This is a genomic window from Mesorhizobium sp. WSM2240, assembly GCF_040438645.1.
GTDB lineage: Bacteria > Pseudomonadota > Alphaproteobacteria > Rhizobiales > Rhizobiaceae > Allomesorhizobium.
Genome location: NZ_CP159253.1, coordinates 4080971 through 4102263, shown reverse-complemented (window position 1 = coordinate 4102263; position 21293 = coordinate 4080971). Strand labels below are relative to the sequence as shown.

Sequence of the window (21293 nt, the reverse complement as noted above, 5' to 3'; positions counted from 1 at the left end):
TCAAGTCTCTGCCATGGCCTCTAGGCGCTCCGGGTGCTTGCCGTTCGCCTTGAAGTTGAAAATGCCGTCCAGCGTTCCCAGGAGCTGCCGCACCGCTTCGGATCGACAGGAGTAGTAGATCATCTGGCGGTCGCGGCGCGTCTCGACCAGGTTGACGCTGCGCAGCTTCGCCAGGTGCTGCGAAAGGGCTGACTGACTGAGAGAAACCTTTTCGGCGATCGCGCCGACCGACATCTCGCCATCAAGCAGATGGCTCACGATCACCAGCCGCTTCTCATTTCCGAGCAGCGTCAGCAGTGCTGCGGCCGATTCGGCGTTCGCGATAAGCTGTTTCGACATCATGATGCCCCACAATCCTTGCTCATTCAGACGCCATGGGGGCAATAACGTCGGAAAGCGAAACCGGATCTCGCGCAACGCGCTCTGAATCACCCGGCTATTAGTATTACTTCAACGTAGAAGCATTTGACGCAAATCTCAAGGTGGCACGGACGTCTCCTGACTAAGTCCAACTCCCAGCGCGGCCCTTCCCGCCTTGGCCATTTCCACCAGGATTTTCCTGAGTTCGCCCGCATCCGAAAGCGGTTGCGGGAAGAATATTCGCCGGATCTCGTCGCCTGAGGCGATATCCATGCCCTCGGCGTCGAAACCGGTAACCCGCCATCCCTCGCCGGACGCGTTGGCGAAATGCCGGGCATAGACGCTGATGGCGTCGAGATGGTCGGCGTTCATATGGTCCAGCGCCGACTGTTCGCTGTCAGCGAGCATGTCGAGCGCCGGACTGTCGGTCAGCAGATCCGCGGCCGTCATGTTGTATGCCTTGCCGAAGCCGCCATTCAGGCTGCCGCGTTCGATTTCGAGCCGGAACAGCGAGAAGTCGCCGAGACCGACATAGAGCTGCGCCTTGGGGTTGCGGTTGAGATAGCGCCGCTCGGCGCGGGCCTGTTGCGGCGTACCGCGTTCGAGGCGCACCGCGCGGCAGACCAGCGTGATGCGCGGATGGGCGAGCGGGTCGCCCTTGCCGGGCTCGCCGAGCAGCAGAGAGCAGCGCGGATCGGCGATGATGGCCCTGGTGTGGGCCGACAGCATCGAAATCAGGATGAGTGGCGAGCCGTCAGTGTCGGTCGCGACGCCGACACGGCTCGCCAGCGGCGCGCCCGTCTCCGGTTCCAGCACGGCGATGGAGCCGTAGCGCGCCGACCGGATCAGCGTCTTCGCCAGCCGGATCGCATCCGCATCCGTCGGCCTGATGACATCCTTGGTCTTTTCCAATGCCGGCCTTCATCAATGTTGATGAGCTTTGTCCAGTTATCCCCCGACAATGCCCGCCTTGGCAAGAGCCTTGATGTCATCAGCTGAAATTCCCAGGCGCTCCAGCACCGTAGCGGCAGAGTCTTCGTCGGCCGGCGGCGCGGCGGTAGCGGAAGGCGTGCGCGAAAAGCGGGGCGCGGGGGCAGGGCGCTCCAGCGCTCCCGCCTTCACATGCGCCCGCCGGGCCAGATTGTGCGGGTGGTGAGGCGCTTCATAGAAGGAAAGCACCGGCGCCACGCAGGCATCCGTGCCCTCGAACAAGGCCGCCCATTCGTCGCGGGTCTTTTCAGCGATGCGCCGTACGATCGCCTCGCGCATGCCACCCCATGTCGATCTGTCGTATTGAGCGCCTGCAAAATGCTGCTCCAGCGGCAGCAACCTGGCGAATTCGGCAAAGAATTGCGGTTCCAGGCAGGCGACCGCGACATGCTTTCCGTCGTAGGTTCGGTAGGTGTCGTAAAACGGCGCGCCAGAATCAAGCAGGTTGGAGCCGCGCCGGTCGGTCCAGAAGCCGGCGGCCATGAAGGCGAAGAAGGGTGCAGCCAGCATGGATGCGCCGTCCACCATCGCGGCATCGACCACCTGGCCCTTGCCCGACCGCGACGCCTCGAACAGCGCCGCCAATATGCCAGTAATCAGGAACATCGTGCCGCCGCCATAGTCGCCGACCAGGTTCAAGGGCGGCACCGGTTTGCCGCCGCTCGGGCCGATGGCGTGCAGCACGCCGCTATAGGCGAGATAGGTGAGGTCGTGTCCGGCGCGGGCGGCGAGTGGGCCTTCCTGGCCGAACCCGGTCATCCTGGCGTAGATCAGCTTCGGATTGCGGAGTTGCGCTTCTTCCGGACCGAGACCCAGCCGTTCCATGACGCCCGGCCGAAATCCCTCGATCAGCACATCCGCGTTTTCGAGAAGCCGCAGCACCAGCCCGATGCCCTCCGGCCGCTTCAGGTCGAGCTTGAGGATTGAGCGGCCGTGGCGATCGAGATCGTGTTCGGGCGGCAGCGCGAGGAATGGCCGGCCGCTTGCCATGCGCTCGATGCGCACGACCTGTGCGCCCATCTCCGAAAGCATCAGCGCGGCCAGCGGCGCCGGGCCCAGGCCCGCCATCTCGACGATCGTCAGCCCGGCAAGCGGACCGCTTTTTACGTCGCTGCCGTTCCGGCTATCCATGGCTCAGGCAGCCAGCCTCTACTTCGGCGCCATGCGGATCGCGCCGTCCAGGCGGATCACCTCACCGTTCAGCATTTGGTTCTCGATGATGTGCAGCGCCAGCGCGCCATATTCGGACGGTTCGCCGAGGCGCGGCGGGAAGGGCACGGACGCGCCGAGCGAATCCTGCACCTCCTGCGGCATGCCCATCAACATCGGCGTCTTGAAGATTCCGGGCGCGATGGTCATTACGCGGATGCCGGAACGGGCGAGATCGCGCGCCACCGGCAGCGTCATGGCGACCACGCCACCCTTGGACGAGGAATAGGCGGCCTGGCCGATCTGCCCGTCGAAGGCCGCGACCGACGCGGTGTTCACGATTACGCCGCGCTCGCCGCCTTCCTCCGGCTCAAGCCTTGCCATGCGGTCGGCGACCAGGCGGATCATGTTGAAGGTGCCGATCAGATTGACCTCGATCACCCGGCGATAGCTGTCGAGCGGGTGCGGGCCATCCTTGCCGAGCGTCTTTGCGCCGATCGCGACACCGGCGCAATTGACCAGGATGCGCGGTTCGCCGAGAGCCTGCGCCGCCTCGGCGATTGCCGCTTCGGCGCCCTCGGCGCTGCTCACGTCGCAGCGGACGGCGATGCCGCCGATTTCGCGGGCGACGCCGACGGCGCGTTCAATGCCGATGTCGAGTACCGCAACTTTTGCGCCTGCCGCAGCGAGCGCGCGGGCTGTCGCCTCGCCCAAGCCCGAGCCGCCGCCCGTGACGATTGCCGTTTGTCCCTGCGGTTTCATGATCGGATCCCCTTAAATATGTGTTTTGCATGCTAGGGAGGCGATTGAACCGGCGCAACCGTTCAGGCCTTTTCCATATCCCTGACCTGGTCGGCATGCGAGACTTCACCGGTCAGCGCCGCGACTGCGCCGGGCGTGAATTCCACCGCCAGCAGCCGGTCGAGATCGACGGGGCGCGGCATAGATATCTGGCCGCGCGGGATCCTCTTGAAGCCGAGCGGCTCGTAATAGGGCCCGTCTCCCACCAATATCACCGCCCCTGCACCGGAATTCTGCGCCGCCTCCAGCGCCATCGCCACAAGCCTGCGGCCGATGCCGATGTTCTTAAAGGCCGGGCGCACCGCAAGCGGACCGAGCAGCAGGGCACGGCCTGCACCCGCTGCGACACGCGTCATGCGAACCGAAGCGATGACTGCGCCGCCATGCATCGCCACGAAGGACAGGTTGCGCTCATGCGGGCCGCCTTCGCGTATCTTGTAGGCGGCGCGCGTGAAGCGTCCCGGCCCGAAGGCCTCGGCGTTGATGATTTCGATTTCGGGATCGTGCGCCGGCTGCTCCGGCATATAGATCGTGTCGGCAAAACTCATGTCGTTCACATCCGGTCGAGGAGGGAATGGGTCGGCTGCGCGCGGCAGCCCGTCGCAATCAGCGCTTTCTCAAGCGCGGGCGCCCAGTCGTCGTCGGTCGAACCGGATATGTGCGAAGCATTTTGCCATCGGGACGACCGGCTAGCATCATTTTCGAGCCGCGTCCATCCGCGATTCTGTCACCGAGGCGACGATCCGTTCACCTCCTAAAGAATTCCGCTTTGAGGCATTGCGCACTACATCGGAGAGGAACAGCCAAGGAGACTGATATGGGACTGCTGGCCGACGGCAAATGGACTGATCGCTGGTACGACACCAAGGAAACCGGCGGCAAATTCGTGCGTACGGAATCGCAATGGCGCGACTGGATCACCGCCGATGGCGAGCCGGCGCCGGGCCGCAGCCGCGCCTTCAAGGCCGAGCCAGGCCGCTACCATCTCTATGTATCACTCGCCTGCCCGTGGGCGCACCGCACGCTGATCTTCCGGGTGCTGAAAAAGCTCGAAGGCATCATCTCGGTCTCGGTCGTCCACCACTTCATGGGCAAGGACGGCTGGACGTTCCGCAAGGAGGACGGCGCGACGGGCGACACGCTCTACGGCCTCGACTTCCTGCGCCAGATCTACACCAAGGCCGATCCCGCCTATTCGGGCCGCGTCACCGTGCCGGTCCTGTGGGACAAAAAGAGCAAGACGATCGTCAATAATGAATCGTCCGAGATCATCCGCATGCTCAATTCCGCCTTCGACGAGTGGGGCGACCGGTCTCTCGATTTCTATCCCGAGGCGCTGCGCGGCGAGATCGACGCGGTCAACGCGCTGGTCTATCCGTCCGTCAATAATGGCGTTTATCGCGCCGGCTTCGCCACCACGCAGAAAGCCTATGAGGAAGCGTTTGCCGAGCTATTTTCGGCGTTGGACACGCTGGAGGACAGGCTTTCGCGCCAGCGTTATCTGGCCGGCGACCGGATCACCGAGGCAGACTGGCGGCTGTTCACCACGCTGGTGCGCTTCGATCCGGTCTATGTCGGCCATTTCAAATGCAATCTGCGCCGCATCGCCGATTATCCGAACCTGTCCAACTATCTGCGCGACCTGTTCCAGGTTCCCGGCGTCGCGGCCACGGTCGATATGCTGCACATCAAGTCGCACTATTACGGCAGCCACGACACCATCAACCCAACGCGGATCATCCCGGTGGGGCCGGAACTGGACCATTTTGCGCCGCATGACCGCGACCGTTTCGGCCAGTGAGATGGGAAGCCGATCCGGAAGGCTCCGACCATGACCCGAACCCACATCGGTTACGGGTAGATCGTGATGCGGTCGGCTGATCACCAGAACGGCGACGCCGGTTCACCGCCGAATATCTCCGCGATCCGCCGCCGTGTCGCCGGCGTTGTTGCTTCCGGCAGACCGGCGAGCGGAAAGAAGCCGGCCTCGGCGATCTCGCGGTCGGGCAGTTTCGACCCGGACCAGCTGAACTGCCGGATCAGATAGAGCGCGACGTGGTCGCGCCGGCTTGCCTGCCGGTTGAAGTGCAGCGATCTCAGCTCCGGCGGCCCGGTCAGGACAACATTGCCTTCCTCGGCGAGTTCGCGCTCCAGCGCTTCCAGCATGGTCTCGCCCAGCTCCACGCCGCCGCCAGGCAGCTGCCAGCCGGGCACATAGGTATGACGGATCAGGAACACCGAATTCGACGCTTCGTCGTAGACCAGCCCGCGGACCCCGAGTGTCATGGGACGGCGCAGCAGAAAGTAGAAATGGAACAGCCGTCCGCGCAGTCCAGGCCACCCCATCTGCCGGAACGGATCGGTTTTTGTGGCGTTCGGCATCAGGCCGCTATCCACGGGTGGAAAGGCAGGCTTCGGTATCCTACAAGAGCTGAATGTTCAGGCTTGCGCATCTTTCCGACGTTCATCTGGGGCCGCTTCCCGATGTATCCTATCGCGAACTCGTGTCCAAGCGCATGGTCGGCTACGTCAACTGGCACCGCAATCGCCGCCGCGTCCTGACCGAGGGGGTTCTGGGCGCGATCGTGGCCGACATGCAGGCCTCGCAGCCCGATCACCTTGCGGTCACCGGGGATCTGGTCAATCTGGCGCTCGACGCCGAGATCGAGCTGGCGCGGATCTGGCTGGAAACGCTCGGAAAGCCCGAAGACGTTTCGGTTGTGCCGGGCAATCACGACGCCTATGTACCCGGCGCCTTCGACAAGACCTGCCGCGCCTGGGGCCCCTGGATGACCGGCGACGGCGCAACCCCGCCGACCGACCGCAAGGGCTTTCCCTATATGCGGGTGCGCGGGCAGGTGGCTCTCATCGGCGTGTCGACGGCGCGTGCCACGGCGCCCTTCATGGCGAGCGGCTTCTTTCGCGAGGACCAGTCGCATCGGCTCGGCCGGATGCTCGACGACGCGGCCAAACGCGGCCTGTTCCGGGTCGTGATGCTGCATCATCCGCCGGTTCGCGGCGCCGTGCCCCAGCACAAAAGGCTGTTCGGCATAGGCTGCTTTCAGACCGCCATACAGAAACACGGCGCCGAACTGGTTCTGCACGGCCATTCGCACCTGCCGACGCTCTACTGGATCGGCGGTCGCGGCGGACCGGTGCCTGTCGTAGGCGTCGCCGCCGCTGGCCAATCGCCGGCCGATTCCAAACCGGCCGCACAGTATAACCTCCTCGACATATCGGGAGAGGCCGGCGCCTGGGCGATCAAGCTGACGCGGCGCGGCTTGACGGGAGCGGCCATGCCGCCCTCCGACATCATGTCGGTCGACCTGACGCCTCAAACACGGCTTTTCGAGCGGACGTAGTTCTAGAACCCAATGCCCATCGCGGCGAGACGGTCCCACAAAAGGGCGACCGAGGCGGCCAGACCGACAAGCGCGCCGGCGACCACCAGCCCGAGCCCGGTCAGGAAAGCCGACCAGCCATTGCGCTTGGAGCGCAGCGGCTCGGCGGCTTCGCCCACGGAGGACTTCAGCACGCCGGCGACGGCCGGTTCGGCGCTGCCCTCCATCATGCGCTGACGCTCGACGAGGCGCTCGGCCACATAGCGGGTCACCTGATCGGCGACAGGCTTCATGTCGGTCGATTCGGCCAGCACGACGCGGCCTACACGCGTGTCCTTCAAAAAGCGGTAGGTTCGGCGGTCACGGCCCATGGTCACATGGCTCGTCGCATCGATCCACAGGCGCGGCTGCAGGCCCGATGATACGGCGAAATCGAAAATTTCGACATCGGCGGGCACTTCGGCGAAAACCGGCGCAAGTTCGGCGGCGAGCAGGTCGAGCCGCGTACGGCTCGCCTCGCGCATCTCTACCACCACGTCGTCCCGGTCGGCAGCCGCATTCTTGACGTCGCGGATCGCATCGGAAAGCCTGCGCGCATGCTCGATGGGCGTCACGTTCTCGCCAGCGTCACTCATGGTCCGCTCCAACCGCAAAGGGCTCTTAAGGAAGTGTTAACATAAACGAAGCGCGAAAACAGCCTGAGCGTTGGGCGGCGCGCCTTTAAGCCTAGGGGGTTTCGGCAGTTTGCAGCGCCTGGCGTCAGCCGACAGTTCGGCGAACGACGTCGACCACCAGGCTGGGGGCTTCTTCCGGTAGCATGTGGCCGAATCCCTCGGCGGCGCGGAGTGAAAACTGCTGTGGCAACCCCTCCGTCTGGCTATAGGGCAGCAGCGGGTCGGCTGTTCCCCACATCACCGAGACAGGCATTGCGAGTGCGGCAAGTGTTTCGCGCGAGATGACGCCCTGCCTGTTGTCGCGACTGATCTCTGCGGCAATTCTGACGAGCATTTCGGTTTGTCCAGGCTGCCGTCGCATTTCCGCTAGCACCTTCACCGCATGGTCGGGCACCGCGCTCGACCGCCCTGACATGGCCGCCAGGCTATCGCGGATTTCGTCAGGCTCGACCGCCGCGCCGTAGCGGTGCAAGAGCGCGCCATTGATCTCCGGGCCATAGCCGCCGGGAGCCAGCACCGTCAGCGAGGCGACGTTTTGCGGCCTGGCCGAGGCCAGCAGCGTCGCGACCGCTCCGCCGAAGGAATGGCCGACGAGATGGAATTTCTCCGCGCCGCGCGCGTCGAGATCGGCGGAAACGGCGCGCACCGCGATCTTGGCCGGTCCCGCATCGGGCCAGCCGAGCGAGGCTCCATGGCCGGGCAAATCATAGGCGATGGTGGTGTGTTCCGGCGTGAGCACATCGGTTATGGGCCGCCACAGGCCGTGGCAACTGGCAAAGCCGTGCAGAAAGACGATCGGCGTCGCGCCGTCGCCATCCTCGCGGGCAAATAGGTTCAACTTGGACCGCCAAGGCCGGCCCGGCGAAGCGCGCCGAGCAGTTTGTCCGTCATCTCCGGCGGGTATTTGCCGTTGACGAAGAAAGCACGGGGATTGTTGGCGAATTCGGGGAATTCGACCACAAGCTCATCGAGGAGTTGTTTGGCCAGTTCCGGCTTTCCGGCGCAATCGGCGGCGATGGCGCGGGCAGCGAGGTAATGCCCGCGCTTTGCGGTAACCAGGGCTTCGGCAGCGCGTTCCGACTTGGGCATGTCGTTCAGCATGAACCGCGCCAGAAACAGCCCGTAGTCCCACCAGCTCGGATGCGCGCTCGAAGCCTCGACCGCACGTTCCATGATCGGCGCACCTTCGCTGTAATTGCCCGAAAAGATCAGGGCGTAGCCATATGCTGCCGCCATCGACAGGTCGTAGGTGTTGAGCTCGTAGGCCTTGCGCATCCAGCGCGTCGCCTCTTCGGAATTGCCGATGCGCTGGTTCAGATAGCCGTAGGAGCGGTGGGCGTAGGGGCTGGTCGCCACCATCTGCACTGCGCGATAGCCGAGCGCTAGCGCCTTATCGGCCGTGGCGCCGGGCGGATAGTCGTAGCCATCGCGCACCGCCTCCATGTGCAGCGAAGCCATCTCGGCATAGATGAGCGGCGATTTGGCGTTCTCGCTGGCAAGCTTTTCGAAGCAGCGGTAGGCCTCGGCGTGCCTCTCCGCGGATTCGGCCAGGTAATAGTCGTCATTGAGCAGCAGGCAGGCGGTCAACCCGGTCTGGATTCCCAACTGGTCGATGTGCCCGTAAATGGTGCCCGAGGCCGGAACCGTGGAGCTCAGGATGTCGGCGATGGTGTCATCGAGCTTGGCGGCGGCGACATCGGCCGCCGGCAGCACCCGGGACAAGAGAACCTTGCCGCTGGCGCTGTGCTGCAACTCCACCAGCACGTCGCCTGGGGCAAGGCCCGCGCCGACCACGAACACGAATTGAAGCGGATTGCCCCGGTCGCTCTCGGCAATATCGCGGCCGATGAAGTCTACCGTGTCGAAGCCAGACAGGCCGGTGCGCAGCACGGAAGCGACGCGCGTCGGTCCCTCGGCGTCGGATGTCTGCGAAATATAGACAGGCGGCAGTGCTTCGAGGGCGGCCAGGCCGGCTACACTGCTGGTCTCGGCCGGTATACCGCCCGCCGAGGCTGAAACCTGATCGCCGGGCGCTGGTTCGTTGATGCGGTAGACGAGGAAGCCGAGCATCAGGATGATGACGGCCATGGCTCCCCAGAAGAGCTTGAGCTGCCGCATCATCTGCGCTCCCGAGGGGGGCGACGCGCTTTCAGCGGCCAGGGCCAGATCGATGTCGTGGACCGGCTCGGCTGTCTCATCAGCGGGCGCTTCAGCGACTGCCGTCGGGTGCCGGTCCGGGTCGACCTCATATGCCGGAACGTAGCTGCCGCGCGGAACTGTGATGCGGATCGGCTCGGTCGCGCCTTCGGCGGCGTAGTAATGCGCGAGCAGTTCCCGCAACCGGCCTGCTTGCACCCGCACCACCGCGTCGGTCGACGGATCGAAGTCGGCGTCCTTGCCGAACACGTCGACGGCGATTGCGAAACCTTTCAGCCGGTCGGCATGGCCCGCCTGTTCCTGTTCGACGAGATAGCGCAGGAGATTGCGAGCGCGTTCCGACCGTCCGAAGGTCTCGCTGGTTAGGATGCGCTCCAGCGTTTCGCGCACTGCGGGGGCGGCAGGCGTGTTATGTAGCAAGCGTCGAACCTTTCGAGACCGGCACGAACGACCGATCATAGCGCCGCCTGCCGAGCCGGCACAAGCGCGCATGGCCAATCGGCGGCGTGTTTCCCCGCCCGAATTCAGTCCGGGCGGGGCTTCGATTACAATCGGTTCAAGATATGATCCGATTGGCGGCCGAAGTCACGGCTTCCAGCGAAGCTGCGACAATGTTGGTATTGATGCCCGCGCCGAACAGTCGACCGCCCGGATGCTCGACCTCGACATAGGAGATCGCTGCTGCATTGGAGCCGCGCTGCATAGAGTGCTCGGAATAGTCGAGCACCGACATTTCAACACCAATGTGCCGCGAAAGCGCGTCGACGAAGCCGTCGATCGGTCCCGTGCCGCTGCCGGTGATGGTCACTTCCTTGCCGCCGTCGAGAATCACCGCCTCGATCACGCGCCGGCCCTTGTGCTCGGTATCGGGGAACGTCTGGTGGTCGACGAATTTCAGCCGCGCCTTCGGCTGGTCGACGTAAAGTTCGAGAAAGCGGTCGTAGATGCGCCGCGACGGCACTTCCTTGCCTTCGACATCGGTGATTTCCTGAATGTCGCGGGAGAACTCGACCTGCAGATTGCGCGGCAGGTTCAACCCGTAATCGGCCTGCAGCACATACGCGATGCCGCCCTTGCCCGACTGCGAGTTGATGCGGATAATCGCTTCGTAGCTGCGGCCGACATCCTTCGGGTCGATCGGCAGGTAGGGCACTTCCCAGAGCGGCGTGTTGGCCTTCTTGATAGCCTTCATGCCTTTGTTGATCGCGTCCTGATGCGATCCGGAAAACGCCGTATAGACCAGTTCGCCGACATAAGGGTGGCGCTCGGGAACCTTCATCTGGTTCGAATATTCGAAGACGTCTTTCATCCGGTTGATGTCGGAGCAGTCGAGCTCCGGGTCCAGGCCCTGGGTGTACATGTTGAGCGCCAGCGTCACGATGTCGACATTGCCGGTGCGCTCGCCATTGCCGAACAGGGTGCCCTCGACGCGGTCGGCGCCCGCCATCAAGCCGAACTCGGTCGCGGCTATTCCCGTGCCGCGGTCATTGTGCGGATGCAGCGAGACGATGAGGTTTTCGCGATTGTCGAGATTGCGGCACATCCATTCGATCTGGTCGGCATGGATGTTGGGCGTCGCCATCTCGACCGTCGCCGGCAGATTGATGATGAGCTTGTTGTCCGCCGTCGGCCTGACGATCTCGGCTACCGCGTTGCAGATTTCCAGCGCCACTTCGAGTTCGGTGCCGGTGAAGCTTTCGGGCGAATATTCAAATCGGTAGCCGCCGCCCGCCTTCGCCGCCATGTCGGTGATCATCTTGGCGGCGTCGGTGGCGATTTGCTTGATGCCGCTCACGTCCTTTTCGAAGACCACGCGACGCTGCAACTCGCTGGTCGAATTGTAGAAATGGACGATCGGGTTCGTAGCGCCCTGGAGCGATTCGAAAGTCCGCGTGATGAGCTCCGGCCGGCACTGCACCAGCACCTGAAGCGATACGTCGTCGGCGACGCCGCCCTCTTCGATCGCCCAGCGCGCGAAATCGAAATCGGTTTGGGAGGCGGACGGAAAGCCGATCTCGATCTCCTTGAAGCCCATGTCGAGCAGCAACTGGAACATCCGCGCCTTGCGGTCATGGCCCATCGGGTCAATCAGCGCCTGGTTGCCGTCGCGAAGGTCGACGGAGCACCAGATCGGTGCCTTTTCGATGCGTTTTGACGGCCAGGTTCGATCGGCAAGGCCTACCGCCGGATAGGGCTGGTATTTGCGTGCCGCGTCGGGCATGCCCTTCATGGCGCGGATCCGTTCAGAAATATTCATCTCAATTCTCCTGGCGCTCCGGCTGCTAAGCCCAGGACAGCGCCTTCAGTCAACTGTTCTATCGGTGATGGCAAGGAGCATGCGCCTCAAGCGGCAGATCGACCGCCGGGAGCTCCTTCAGCGAGCCCGGCGATCGCCGATAAGGCCGAGAAGCAGCAGAGCCGAGGAGAGCGCGCGTGTGGTCGCACCCGCGAAAGCGGAGCGGACAGAACGAATGTTCGAGCGCGAAGCCATGAATCAGCGTATACAAGAGTGGCGTACAGGGGACAAGTGGGGGACGGAGCCTTCGTGATGGAGGCTTCGCCGATAGGGCTTCACACAGCGGTCCACGATATGTGGTGTTTGTTGCGCTGCAACATGATTGTTGCAACGCAGCACGGCTTGTGCAAGCTCGTCCCGCGAAGGGAGGAGCAAACCATTCACGGGGGTGAAGGCAATGCTCCAGATAGTGATACTCGTCTGTTCGGTGAACCTTTCTCCGGCGGACTGCCAGCTTGAAACAGCGCTCGACGTAATCAGCGGCCCGCAAACCCAGAGCGCTATATCCTGCGGGCTTCAGGGCCAGTCGCTGATCGCGGCGACGTCGATCGCCAGGCGCGGACCCGGCGAATACATCAAGATCAAGTGCTCCAGGGTCGTGAAGACAGCGCAGAAGTTCTGAGCTGGAATTCGCTAGGCCGGATCTAAGGCACGTGGCAGTCTGGTGGGAAAGCGCCGAGCGGCGTCCTGTGGACTTGGCCGTCACTGGCAAGGGTAAGATACAAACGTAGAATGGACGGCTTTAGTAGCAATGAGGCCGAGATTTGCTGATCCGAAACGAACGTCCTGGCGATGAAGATGCGATTCACAATCTAACGTTGGCGGCTTTCGAACCGATGGCGTTCAGCGACGGATCGGAGGCTCCAATAATCAAATCTCTGCGAACGTCCGGCGATCTGACGTTGTCTCTGGTGGCCGAAGAGGATGGGACAATCATAGGCCATATCGCATTCTCTCCGGTCACGATCGACGGAATCCACAATAACTGGTTCGGTCTGGGTCCGGTTTCGGTACGGCCGGACAGGCAACGGCAGGGCATTGGAAAAGCGCTGATCCTGAGTGGGTTGGAAATGCTCAAGAAGCGCGGTGCTCATGGTTGCGCGCTGATCGGCAGCCCCGAAATCTACAGCCGCGTGGGCTTCGAAAGCGACGGCCGGTTATCGTACGGGAATTTGGACAGCAGCTACGTCCAGAGAATCGTCTTCTCCGGTTTCGCGCCGCAGGGCGAGCTGAAATTTGCTCCAGCATTTGAATCCGAGAGCCATACCAGTTAGCTCAGGTGAGTGTGTCGCCTTCTAACGGTTCGATCTGGATATCAAAACCGCTCAAAGTGGACCTGGCGGTAGTCCCTCACACCCTCACGCTCCTCGCCACCAGCCGCGCCAGCGCTGGACCGAACAAGAGCACAAAAAGGAAGCGGGCGGTCTGCAGCGCCATGATGAAGGAAAGGTTCACGTTCTCCGAGGCCGCGGCGATGATGGCCACCGAGTCCATGCCGCCGGGGCTGGTCGCCAGATAGGCGGTCAGCGGGTCGATGCCGAGATATCGATGGAGCAGCCAGGCAAGCCCGCCGCAAAACGCCATCAGCGCCAGGATCGATAGTACGATCTGCGGCAATGCGCGGGCGGCATGGCGCAATATCTTGCGGCTGAAATTCAGGCCGATGCTCCAGCCGATCATGGTGTAGCTGATCGCCAGCAGCCATTCCGGCAGTTGGAAGTCGACAAGGCCGGCAAAGTGTAGCGAAACGCCGAGGATCAGGCTGCCGAGGAAATAGGGCGAGGGCAGGCGGACGAGTCGGCCGATCACACCGCCGGCAAGGGCGATGGCGAGGGTCGCGGAAAAAGCCGGCCACTCGATCGCCGGGAACCAGATTGTCGCCGGCGGTTCGACGCCTGATGTGTCGACCCACAGCCTTGCGATGAGCGCCGCCGCCACCGAAACGAAGATCACCCTCAGATACTGCATGAACGCGACGAGGCGGGCGTCGGCGCCGAAGGCATCGGCCATCAGCACCATGGCTGTCGCGGCGCCCGGCGCCGAGCCCCACACGGCGGTCGTGCCGGGCAATATCTTCCAGCGGCTGACCAGCCAGCCGAGAAAGCTGGAGGCGGCAACGGTTAGCAGCACCGCGCCGAGGAAAAGCGGCCAGTCCCGCATGAAGAAGGTCAGGATTTTCAGTTCTATCGAGGCGGCGATGAGGCAGCCGATGATCGCCTGCGCAGCATGGAAGGCCGGCTTTGGCAGGCGCACCGTTGCCCCATTGGTTCCTGCGACGATGCCCGCCAGCATCGGCCCGATCAGCAGAGCCGCGGGCAGTGCGGCGAATTCGAGGATGCCGGCGAAGAGCAGAGAGATCGCGACGAGCAGCGCCCACTGCAGGCCGGGCGCGAGCTTGGCCATCGGCTCGGGCGGTTGCGAATCCGGGTTCATGGTGGCGTCTTAGACGCAACCATTGGTGGACGCCAGCGCGCAAGAAGGCGAGGTTTTGACCAGCGGCCTGGTGTTGGTTGCGGTGCTGGAGAATGCGGTTGACACCGCGCTGCCCCTCACCTGCCTGCCAGCATCCTCTCCCCGTAAGAACAGGGAGAGGGGAGATGGCCGCAACGCTGGCGACCCCCTCTCCCCGTTCTTCATGGGGAGAGGGTAAGGGTGAGGGGCGGTTTCCAGCCGAACCGAAAGTGCGTCAGCCGGCTTTGATGACGACGGAATCCGCTGAACGCGTGGAGGGGCCGTGATGAACCGCTTCGATGTTGTTTCCGTCAGGATCGAACACGAAGGCGGCGTAGTAGCCGGGATGATAATGACGCTCGCCGGGCGCGCCATTGTCCCTGCCTCCGGCGGAGAGCGCCGCCTGGTAGAACCGGTCCACCGCCGCGCGGTCGGATGCCTGGAAGGCGAGATGGACGCGCGAAACGCCGCTTTCGCCGGCGGCATCCACCCACAATTCGTCGCAGAAGAAGTGGCCCTCTCCTTCGTGGACAATTAGGTCGCCCCGCAGGGCGGCGAGTGCGGCGCGGTAGAAGCGTTTGCTGGCCTCCAGATCCTTCACGCGCAGATGCAGATGATCGATCAGCCGGCCTCGATGAAATTCCATGGCGTATCCTCCTCGCATCGCTGGACAACAGCGCCGGCTAGAAAAGGTTTCGTGCGGACGTCAGCAGCGTTTAGCGGCCGAGCCTCGGCCAGAAGAAGCCTGCGCGCGTCTTGTAGGCTTCATAGTCGCCGGCCAGCGGGCTGCCCGAGAATTTCTTCTCCTCGGCAAGCGCGGCCGTGACGTAGATGGCCGCGAAAATCGCAACGGGAAGAATGGTCCACGCCGACCAGGCGGCAATCGCCCATCCCGACCAGAACAGCAGATAGGATGTGTAGAAGGGGTGCCGGAGATATCGATAAGGGCCGCCGGTGACGATGCTGTGTGGATTTTCGGGGTCGAAGGCAAAACGTAGCCGCGCCTTGCGCGAAGCCGAAACCGCCGACCAGAACAAAGCCGCTCCGGCCAACTGGATGAAGAGTCCGGCGACCTGCGCGGCGGCCGATTGGTCCTCGCTCCAGACGAGATAGAGAAAGTACACGGATGTCGCGGTGACCCCCGCGGAGATCACCTTCGCGCCGGCCGGCATTTTCGATGAAGCGAAATGGCCCCGCAGCGACCAGCTGTAGGACGCAATCACGACGACACTCACGACCGTAATGACGAGATCGAGAACCAGTTGCATCGGAACCCTGACAGGGAGATACCCCCGATAGCCAAGATAGCCTCTGACGGCCGGCAGTGGCAAGCACAGGTTGCGCCTGTGAACCGCTTGTTAACCACTATCGTACACGGCCCGTAGAGCGCTTGCTGCGATGCTCGGCGACCACGCCCGTGAGGTTCGCCGAAATGCCTGTCGCCGACAAGACAATCCGCACACGCCACGCTGCAATCCGGCTCAGCGAAACTTCGGGGAAATCTCTGCCGATCCTGATGCTGCACGGATCGGGCTGCGCCAGGCAGGTGTTTGCGAAACAGCTTTCCGGCCCGCTAGCCGAAATCCACCGCATGGTCGCCATCGATCTTCCCGGCCATGGCGAATCCGGCGATGCCTTGGATCCGCTGTCCGCATACACGATCAGCGGCCTTGCCGCGGCGGTCGGCGATGTTCTCGACGAACTCGGCATCGGCCGGGCTATCGTCTATGGCTGGTCCCTCGGGGGACATGTCGCGATCGAACTGATGGCTTCGCATCCGGCGGTCGCCGGCCTGATGCTGACCGGAACGCCGCCTGTTGCACGCGGCCCGCTCGGCCCGCTGCGCGGATTCCACACCCATTGGGACCTGCTGCTTGCCTCGAAGCGAAATTATTCCGAGCGCGACGTGGAGCGTTTCGCGGAACTTTGCTTCGGCGAAGACAGTGATCCCGCTTTTCTGGACATGATCCGGGGTGCCGACGGCCGCGTACGCACCAATGTGTTCAAGAGCATGATGCTCGGCGAAGGGGTCGACCAGAAGCGGGCCGTGGAGAACGCGACCGTGCCAGTTGCAATCGTCAATGGCGCCGACGATCCGTTCGTTCGATTGAACTACATCGCCGGCCTTTCCTATGCTTCGCTGTGGGACGGCCGCTGCCATGTCATAGCCGGAGCCGGACACACGCCGTTCTGGCAGACACCCCAAGCCTTCAACCCGCTTTTCTACCGTTTCGTCCGATCCGTGCTGGAGCGCGAATTCGAACGCGCCGCTCGCGAGAAGAAGAACGTCAGCGGCGCGGCCTAAGGACAAGCTTTCTCGCCAGGGTCACGCAAACGGCACGGCCGCGGTTCCGGGCGGCAGCTTGGCTTCGTCGTCCGGCTCGACATGGATGATGACGCGGACCGAGGGAATTTCGGCCCGCAGCGCGTCCTCGATGCGGTCACAGATGACGTGGCTTTCGCCGACGGTCATGCCGGCGTCGACCACCAGATGAAACTCGATGAAGGTGGCGCGGCCGGCGATGCGCGTCCTCAGATCGTGGACCTCCAGCGCGCCCTTCGAGTTCGCCGAGATGATGTCGCGGATGCGCATATGTTCGTCAGTGCCGACGGCGCGGTCCATCAGGCCCTGCACCGACGAGCCGATGACGTGCCAGCCCTGCCACAGGATGTTGAGCGCAACCACGATGGCGAGCGCCGGGTCTAGGATGGTCCAGCCGGTTGCGACCGCGCCGATCAGGCCGATGATCACGCCGACGGAAGTGATGACGTCGGTCATGATGTGCTTGCCGTCAGCGACCAGGGCCGGCGACCTTCCAGCGCGGCCGGCGCGGATCAGCACCGTCGCCCAGACGAGATTGATGACCGAAGCCGCGCCGTTCACCGCGAGCCCGGGCCAGGGTTGGTCGAGCACGACCGGCATCTGCCATGCCCGCCACACTTCGACGAGGATCAGAAGCGCGGCGACCACGATCAGCACGCCTTCGAGCACGGCGGAAAAATACTCCGCCTTGTGGTGGCCGAACGGGTGGTCCTGATCGGCGGGTGTGTGGCTGATCTGGATTGCCCAGTACGCGGCGGTGGCGGCAATGACGTTGACGATCGATTCCAGCGCGTCGGAATAGAGCGCAACCGAGCCAGTCATGCGCCAGGCGACGAATTTCAGGCCCATCACCAGGAATGCGATGACGATCGACCAGAAGGCGAGGGCGGCGATCTTCTGCTTGGAGGGCATGGCGATTAGCTCTCTTCTCCCCGTTCACGGGGAGAAGGAGAAGCCGGTTTCACTCTCACGCCGCCTTCACCTTCGCCTTCCTCGGCAGGTGGGCGACGATGTTCTCGATCATGCGCATGCCGGCATTCTGGCCGAGCGTCATGATCGATTCGGGATGGAACTGCACCGCAGCCACCGGCTCCTTCTTGTGCTCGAAGGCCATGATGACGCCGTCCTCGGTCTCGGCGGTGACGAGGAAATCGTCCGGCAGCCGCACAGGGTCGGCGAAGATCGAATGGTAGCGGCCGACGGTCACTTCCTTCGGCAGGCCGGAGAAGATCACGCCCGGCTTGGAGACGCGGATGCGCGACGGCTTGCCGTGCATCGGGATATGCAACTGGCGGAGTTCCCCGCCATAGGCTTCGGCCAGCGCCTGCAAGCCCAGGCAGACGCCGAAGATCGGGAGATCGCGCGCCCGCGACTTCTTGATGGTCGCGGCGCAGTCGAAATCCTTGGGCAGGCCGGGGCCGGGCGAGAGCACGACGAGGTCCGGCTTCAGCCGGTCAAACGCCTCGTCCGGCACAGGCGAGCGTATGGTCGACACGGTCGCGCCGGTTTGGCGGAAATAGTTCGCCAGCGTGTGGACGAACGAGTCCTCATGGTCGACGAGCAATATGTTGACGCCGTCCCCGACCTTGGCGGTCTGGCGTTCTGCGGCGGCGGAATTGCCGGCCTTGGCGTCGCGAATGGCGGAGAGCATGGCGGATGCCTTCAGTTCGGTTTCGGCTTCTTCTTCTTCCGGTACGCTGTCGAACAGCAATGTGGCGCCTGCGCGCACCTCGGCAATGCCATCCTTGACGCGGATGGTTCTGAGCGTCAGGCCGGTGTTCAGGTCGCCGTTGAAATGCACCATGCCGATCGCCCCGCCATACCAGGCGCGCGGGCTCTTCTCGTTCTGCTCGATGAAGCGCATCGCCCAGAGTTTCGGCGCGCCGGTGACGGTGACGGCCCAGGCATGGCTGAGGAAGGCGTCGAAGGCGTCCATGCCTTCGCGCAGGCGGCCCTCTATATGGTCGACCGTGTGGATAAGGCGCGAATACATCTCGATCTGGCGGCGGCCGATGACGCGCACCGAACCCGGCTCGCAGACCCGGCTCTTGTCGTTGCGGTCGACATCCGAGCACATGGTCAGCTCACTCTCGTCCTTCTTTGAGTTGAGCAGCTTCAATATCTGCTCCGAATCCGAAATCGCGTCGTCGCCGCGCTTGATCGTGCCCGAGATCGGGCAGGTTTCGACCCGGCGTCCATTGACCCGAACGAACATTTCGGGCGATGCGCCGATCAGATATTCGCCTTCGCCGAGATTGATGAAGAAGGAATAGGGCGAGGGGTTGATCAGCTTCAGCCGGCGCGAGATTTCCGACGGCTGGGTCTCGCAGCGCTCGTAGAACATCTGGCCGGGCACGACTTCAAACAGGTCGCCGCGCTGGAAGCTCTCTTTGGCCTTGTCGACAATCCTCGCATATTCGCCGGGCTCGTGGTCGCTGCGCGGCGGGATGCGGTCGGACGGCCGGAACGGTTCGGCTTCGCTGTCGCGCGGCAGGTTCTCCGTGGAAAATCCATCGCCGGAATAGTCGTAGCGGTCGTGCCAGGCTTTCGCCTGGTGATGGTCGACGACCAGGATCTCGTCGGGCAGGTAAAGCACCAGGTCACGCTGGCTTTGCGCGCGCTCCAGCCTGTGCTCCACCGGGTCGAACTGGAAGGCGAGGTCGTAGCCGAACGCGCCGTATAGGCCGAGATTGGCGTCCTGCTCCGTCCTGAACAGACCGGTGATGACGCGCAGCACGGTGAACACAGAAGGCACCCGGCTGCGCTCTTCCTCGGTGAAGACGCGGCCCGGCTCGGCTACCGTCAGCGCCAGGCGGCGTTTGGCAGTTTGGGTGAGGGCGACATCCTTCTCAGCCAGAAGGGCACGGGCGATGACCGGCAGCAGCGCCTCGCCGCGGCTGTTCAGCGCCTCGATCCGCATCGCCCGTCCGCGCGCGGAAACGACCAGCGGCGGGTCGATAATGGCCGTATCCCAGCGGGTGTAGCGGCCGGGATATTCGTAATTGGAGGAAAACACTGCGCCGCGGCGCGAATTCAGCCCGTCGACATAGGCCTCGATCGCACCGGCATAGGCGGTGTCGTGGCGGCTGCGGGTGATTGTTATGCCGCCCGCGGTAACGAACCGTTCAGCGCCGTTTTCGAGAGTTTCGACAGACATTCCCCGTCTCCATAAGTCTTTCAAACGGACCCGGAACGCCCTTCAAAAACAAATGGCCGCCCGGAAATTCCGTTGCGGCCACAAAGTTTTCACGCGCACGCGCTCACCAGGCCGCTGTCAGCAGGCCCACCACCAGAGCATCGTGTTCGAAACCGAATTCATGGATTTTTCATAGCGGCGAACGGTGGCCGACGCAACTGGATTCCGGCTGACTCAAGCTTTCTTCGTCCAGACTGAACCATTGGACCATATGATCTTGTTCGGCGACTGAAGCTGGCCGGTGTATGTCTTGTCGTCCGGGAAGGTGATCGTAATTGTCGAGATACTGACGATGGACCCGTGGGCGTTGGGGCGGTCATAATCGGACATATCAACCTTGATGGATGATGGACCTTCGAAGATCACGGCAGCCCGGGCGCTCCCGTCAGTCCAGCTGCCGTTCAGATCCATCACGGTGTTGATGATCTTCGTCCAGACCGAACCATTGGACCATATGATCTTGTTCGGCGACTGAAGCTGGCCGGTATACGTCTTGTCGTCCGGGAAGGTGACCGTGATCGTCGAGCTATCGACGATCGACCCTTTGGCGGTCGGCCGATGAAAGGCGGACATATCAACCTTGAGTGATGAGAAATCCACCGAGATGGCCGCGCTCCGGGAACTCCCGTCGGTCCAGTTGCCATTCAGGTTCACCACGGTGTTGATCGTATTCCAGTCCGAAGGGAATCCAACCGGCCACCCATCGTCAAGATAGTTCGGGCAGCCCTCCCCCGCCGTAACGAGGTCGGCAAACCGCTCGTTGTGCCATTGCGCCCGGCACAGGACCGCGACCCGCTCCGGCTGCTGTGAGTTCCACCCCCACTCGTACTCGTCGACGTAAGTGTCGTGACGGTCTGAATCGTGATCGATCTCGACCAACTGGCAGGGTGAGGTCACCGACATGTAGTAGTGGGACACGATGTCGGCGGCCTGGAACTTGGCATGGGTGTTGCTGACACTGATCTCCCCGCCCATCGACCAGTAGCCATAAAAGGTGCTCTTCTTCCAAGCGTGGAAGGTCAGTCGCCCGGTACCCAGGCGGTACTCTACCGTCGACCCGTCGTCGGAGGCCCATCGCTCTGCGCCGTTCACGATGCTGGTAAATTTCAGGTTTGGCGCGCCGAAGACGGCCACACCACCGCCTGCGCCGGCCGGAGTCCTGGGTGTTCTGTGGCCGTCCCGAAGATCGATGGTCTGGTCTCCGATGACGAGCACTCCGGCCGCCGAGGAGATGGCGTCGAGCACGGGGTCGCCGAAAGTGATCGGCTGGCTGCCGTCGGCGGCACGCCGTGAGTACATGCCTTTGCGGGACATGGACCCGCGGATGCCTCGACCCTCCGTATGCCCGCCAAGGATGTTTCCAAGGTACGCAGTGAACTCGTCGTAATTGGCGAAAGTATGCTGAACGGTCTGGATCGAGGCGTTATGCGTGACGAACTCCACGCTGCCATCCTTCCGGATGGTGGTGGCCTGATTGACGGTAAGGAAATCCTGGTTGGACATCTGTCTACCTCCAAGCATCACACGAGGCGTTAGCGACATTCTCGGATGGACG

At 63.2% G+C, this 21293-nt stretch carries 21 protein-coding genes; 5 read left to right on the top strand and 16 right to left on the bottom strand.

The genetic code is table 11. The features are described 5' to 3' along the window. The 5 genes from ABVK50_RS20250 to ABVK50_RS20230 all read right to left on the bottom strand — a co-directional run bounded on the left by ABVK50_RS20250 (position 1) and on the right by ABVK50_RS20230 (position 3848). Positions 1-342 carry a metalloregulator ArsR/SmtB family transcription factor gene (locus tag ABVK50_RS20250; RefSeq protein ID WP_353645864.1) on the bottom strand — a complete coding sequence of 114 codons (342 nt, stop codon included), beginning with the start codon at positions 340-342 and terminating at the stop codon, positions 1-3. 135 nt (positions 343-477) lie between these two features. Continuing rightward, positions 478-1272 carry a HugZ family protein gene (locus ABVK50_RS20245; RefSeq protein ID WP_353644877.1) on the bottom strand — a complete coding sequence of 265 codons (795 nt, stop codon included), beginning with the start codon at positions 1270-1272 and terminating at the stop codon, positions 478-480. Positions 1273-1308: 36 nt separating this feature from the next. Continuing rightward, positions 1309-2481 carry a CaiB/BaiF CoA-transferase family protein gene (locus tag ABVK50_RS20240; RefSeq protein ID WP_353644878.1) on the bottom strand — a complete coding sequence of 391 codons (1173 nt, stop codon included), beginning with the start codon at positions 2479-2481 and terminating at the stop codon, positions 1309-1311. An 18-nt stretch (positions 2482-2499) separates the two neighbouring features. After that, the gene (locus tag ABVK50_RS20235; protein WP_353644879.1) at positions 2500-3261 is read right to left on the bottom strand and encodes an SDR family NAD(P)-dependent oxidoreductase; all 762 of its coding nucleotides are present in this window, start codon (positions 3259-3261) and stop codon (positions 2500-2502) included. Positions 3262-3323: 62 nt separating this feature from the next. Further along, on the bottom strand, positions 3324-3848 hold the full coding sequence (locus tag ABVK50_RS20230) for an N-acetyltransferase (RefSeq protein WP_353644880.1): 525 nt from the start codon (positions 3846-3848) through the stop codon (positions 3324-3326). Between the two features lie 269 nt (positions 3849-4117). Here ABVK50_RS20230 and ABVK50_RS20225 point away from each other — a divergent pair, with 269 nt between their 5' ends. Next, positions 4118-5101 carry a glutathione S-transferase family protein gene (locus ABVK50_RS20225; protein ID WP_353644881.1) on the top strand — a complete coding sequence of 328 codons (984 nt, stop codon included), beginning with the start codon at positions 4118-4120 and terminating at the stop codon, positions 5099-5101. Between the two features lie 80 nt (positions 5102-5181). On the opposite strand, the gene ABVK50_RS20220 is transcribed toward ABVK50_RS20225, so the two are convergent. Beyond that, a complete protein-coding gene (locus ABVK50_RS20220) occupies positions 5182-5682 on the bottom strand; it encodes an NUDIX domain-containing protein (RefSeq protein ID WP_353644882.1) in 501 nt (166 codons plus the stop codon). A 53-nt stretch (positions 5683-5735) separates the two neighbouring features. On the opposite strand from ABVK50_RS20220, the gene ABVK50_RS20215 reads away from it, so the two are divergent. Next, positions 5736-6662, top strand: a complete 927-nt coding sequence (locus ABVK50_RS20215; RefSeq protein WP_353644883.1) for a metallophosphoesterase — start codon at positions 5736-5738, stop codon at positions 6660-6662. Between the two features lie 2 nt (positions 6663-6664). On the opposite strand, the gene ABVK50_RS20210 is transcribed toward ABVK50_RS20215, so the two are convergent. From ABVK50_RS20210 to leuA, 4 genes are all read right to left on the bottom strand, one after another. Beyond that, positions 6665-7276, bottom strand: a complete 612-nt coding sequence (locus tag ABVK50_RS20210; RefSeq protein WP_353644884.1) for a hypothetical protein — start codon at positions 7274-7276, stop codon at positions 6665-6667. 124 nt (positions 7277-7400) lie between these two features. Continuing rightward, on the bottom strand, positions 7401-8153 hold the full coding sequence (locus ABVK50_RS20205; protein WP_353644885.1) for an alpha/beta fold hydrolase: 753 nt from the start codon (positions 8151-8153) through the stop codon (positions 7401-7403). Beyond that, positions 8150-9892 carry a hypothetical protein gene (locus ABVK50_RS20200; protein WP_353644886.1) on the bottom strand — a complete coding sequence of 581 codons (1743 nt, stop codon included), beginning with the start codon at positions 9890-9892 and terminating at the stop codon, positions 8150-8152. Before ABVK50_RS20200 ends, ABVK50_RS20205 begins: the two co-directional genes overlap by 4 nt. 136 nt (positions 9893-10028) lie before the next feature. Continuing rightward, on the bottom strand, positions 10029-11693 hold the full coding sequence (leuA, locus tag ABVK50_RS20195) for a 2-isopropylmalate synthase (RefSeq protein WP_353645865.1): 1665 nt from the start codon (positions 11691-11693) through the stop codon (positions 10029-10031). A 472-nt stretch (positions 11694-12165) separates the two neighbouring features. Here leuA and ABVK50_RS20190 point away from each other — a divergent pair, with 472 nt between their 5' ends. After that, complete coding sequence (locus tag ABVK50_RS20190; protein WP_353644887.1) at positions 12166-12390, top strand: hypothetical protein; 225 nt, start codon at positions 12166-12168, stop codon at positions 12388-12390. Positions 12391-12532: 142 nt separating this feature from the next. Beyond that, the gene (locus ABVK50_RS20185; RefSeq protein ID WP_353644888.1) at positions 12533-13042 is read left to right on the top strand and encodes an N-acetyltransferase; all 510 of its coding nucleotides are present in this window, start codon (positions 12533-12535) and stop codon (positions 13040-13042) included. Positions 13043-13118: 76 nt separating this feature from the next. Here the strand turns inward: ABVK50_RS20185 and ABVK50_RS20180 are convergent, their stop codons facing one another. From ABVK50_RS20180 to ABVK50_RS20170, 3 genes are all read right to left on the bottom strand, one after another. Further along, entirely contained in the window at positions 13119-14201 is a 1083-nt protein-coding gene (locus ABVK50_RS20180) for an AbrB family transcriptional regulator (RefSeq protein WP_353644889.1), read from the bottom strand. 253 nt (positions 14202-14454) lie between these two features. After that, the gene (locus tag ABVK50_RS20175) at positions 14455-14865 is read right to left on the bottom strand and encodes a VOC family protein (protein ID WP_353644890.1); all 411 of its coding nucleotides are present in this window, start codon (positions 14863-14865) and stop codon (positions 14455-14457) included. A gap of 70 nt (positions 14866-14935) precedes the next feature. Next, complete coding sequence (locus tag ABVK50_RS20170; protein ID WP_353644891.1) at positions 14936-15487, bottom strand: isoprenylcysteine carboxylmethyltransferase family protein; 552 nt, start codon at positions 15485-15487, stop codon at positions 14936-14938. Positions 15488-15636: 149 nt separating this feature from the next. Here ABVK50_RS20170 and ABVK50_RS20165 point away from each other — a divergent pair, with 149 nt between their 5' ends. Next, on the top strand, positions 15637-16524 hold the full coding sequence (locus ABVK50_RS20165; RefSeq protein ID WP_353644892.1) for an alpha/beta hydrolase: 888 nt from the start codon (positions 15637-15639) through the stop codon (positions 16522-16524). Positions 16525-16545: 21 nt separating this feature from the next. On the opposite strand, the gene ABVK50_RS20160 is transcribed toward ABVK50_RS20165, so the two are convergent. From ABVK50_RS20160 to ABVK50_RS20150, 3 genes are all read right to left on the bottom strand, one after another. Continuing rightward, positions 16546-17454, bottom strand: coding sequence for a cation diffusion facilitator family transporter (locus ABVK50_RS20160; protein WP_353644893.1), 909 nt, complete (start codon positions 17452-17454; stop codon positions 16546-16548). Between the two features lie 55 nt (positions 17455-17509). Next, a complete protein-coding gene (locus tag ABVK50_RS20155; protein ID WP_353644894.1) occupies positions 17510-19699 on the bottom strand; it encodes an anthranilate synthase in 2190 nt (729 codons plus the stop codon). A gap of 213 nt (positions 19700-19912) precedes the next feature. Next, positions 19913-21241 carry a hypothetical protein gene (locus ABVK50_RS20150; protein WP_353644895.1) on the bottom strand — a complete coding sequence of 443 codons (1329 nt, stop codon included), beginning with the start codon at positions 21239-21241 and terminating at the stop codon, positions 19913-19915. Positions 21242-21293 lie beyond the last annotated feature (52 nt).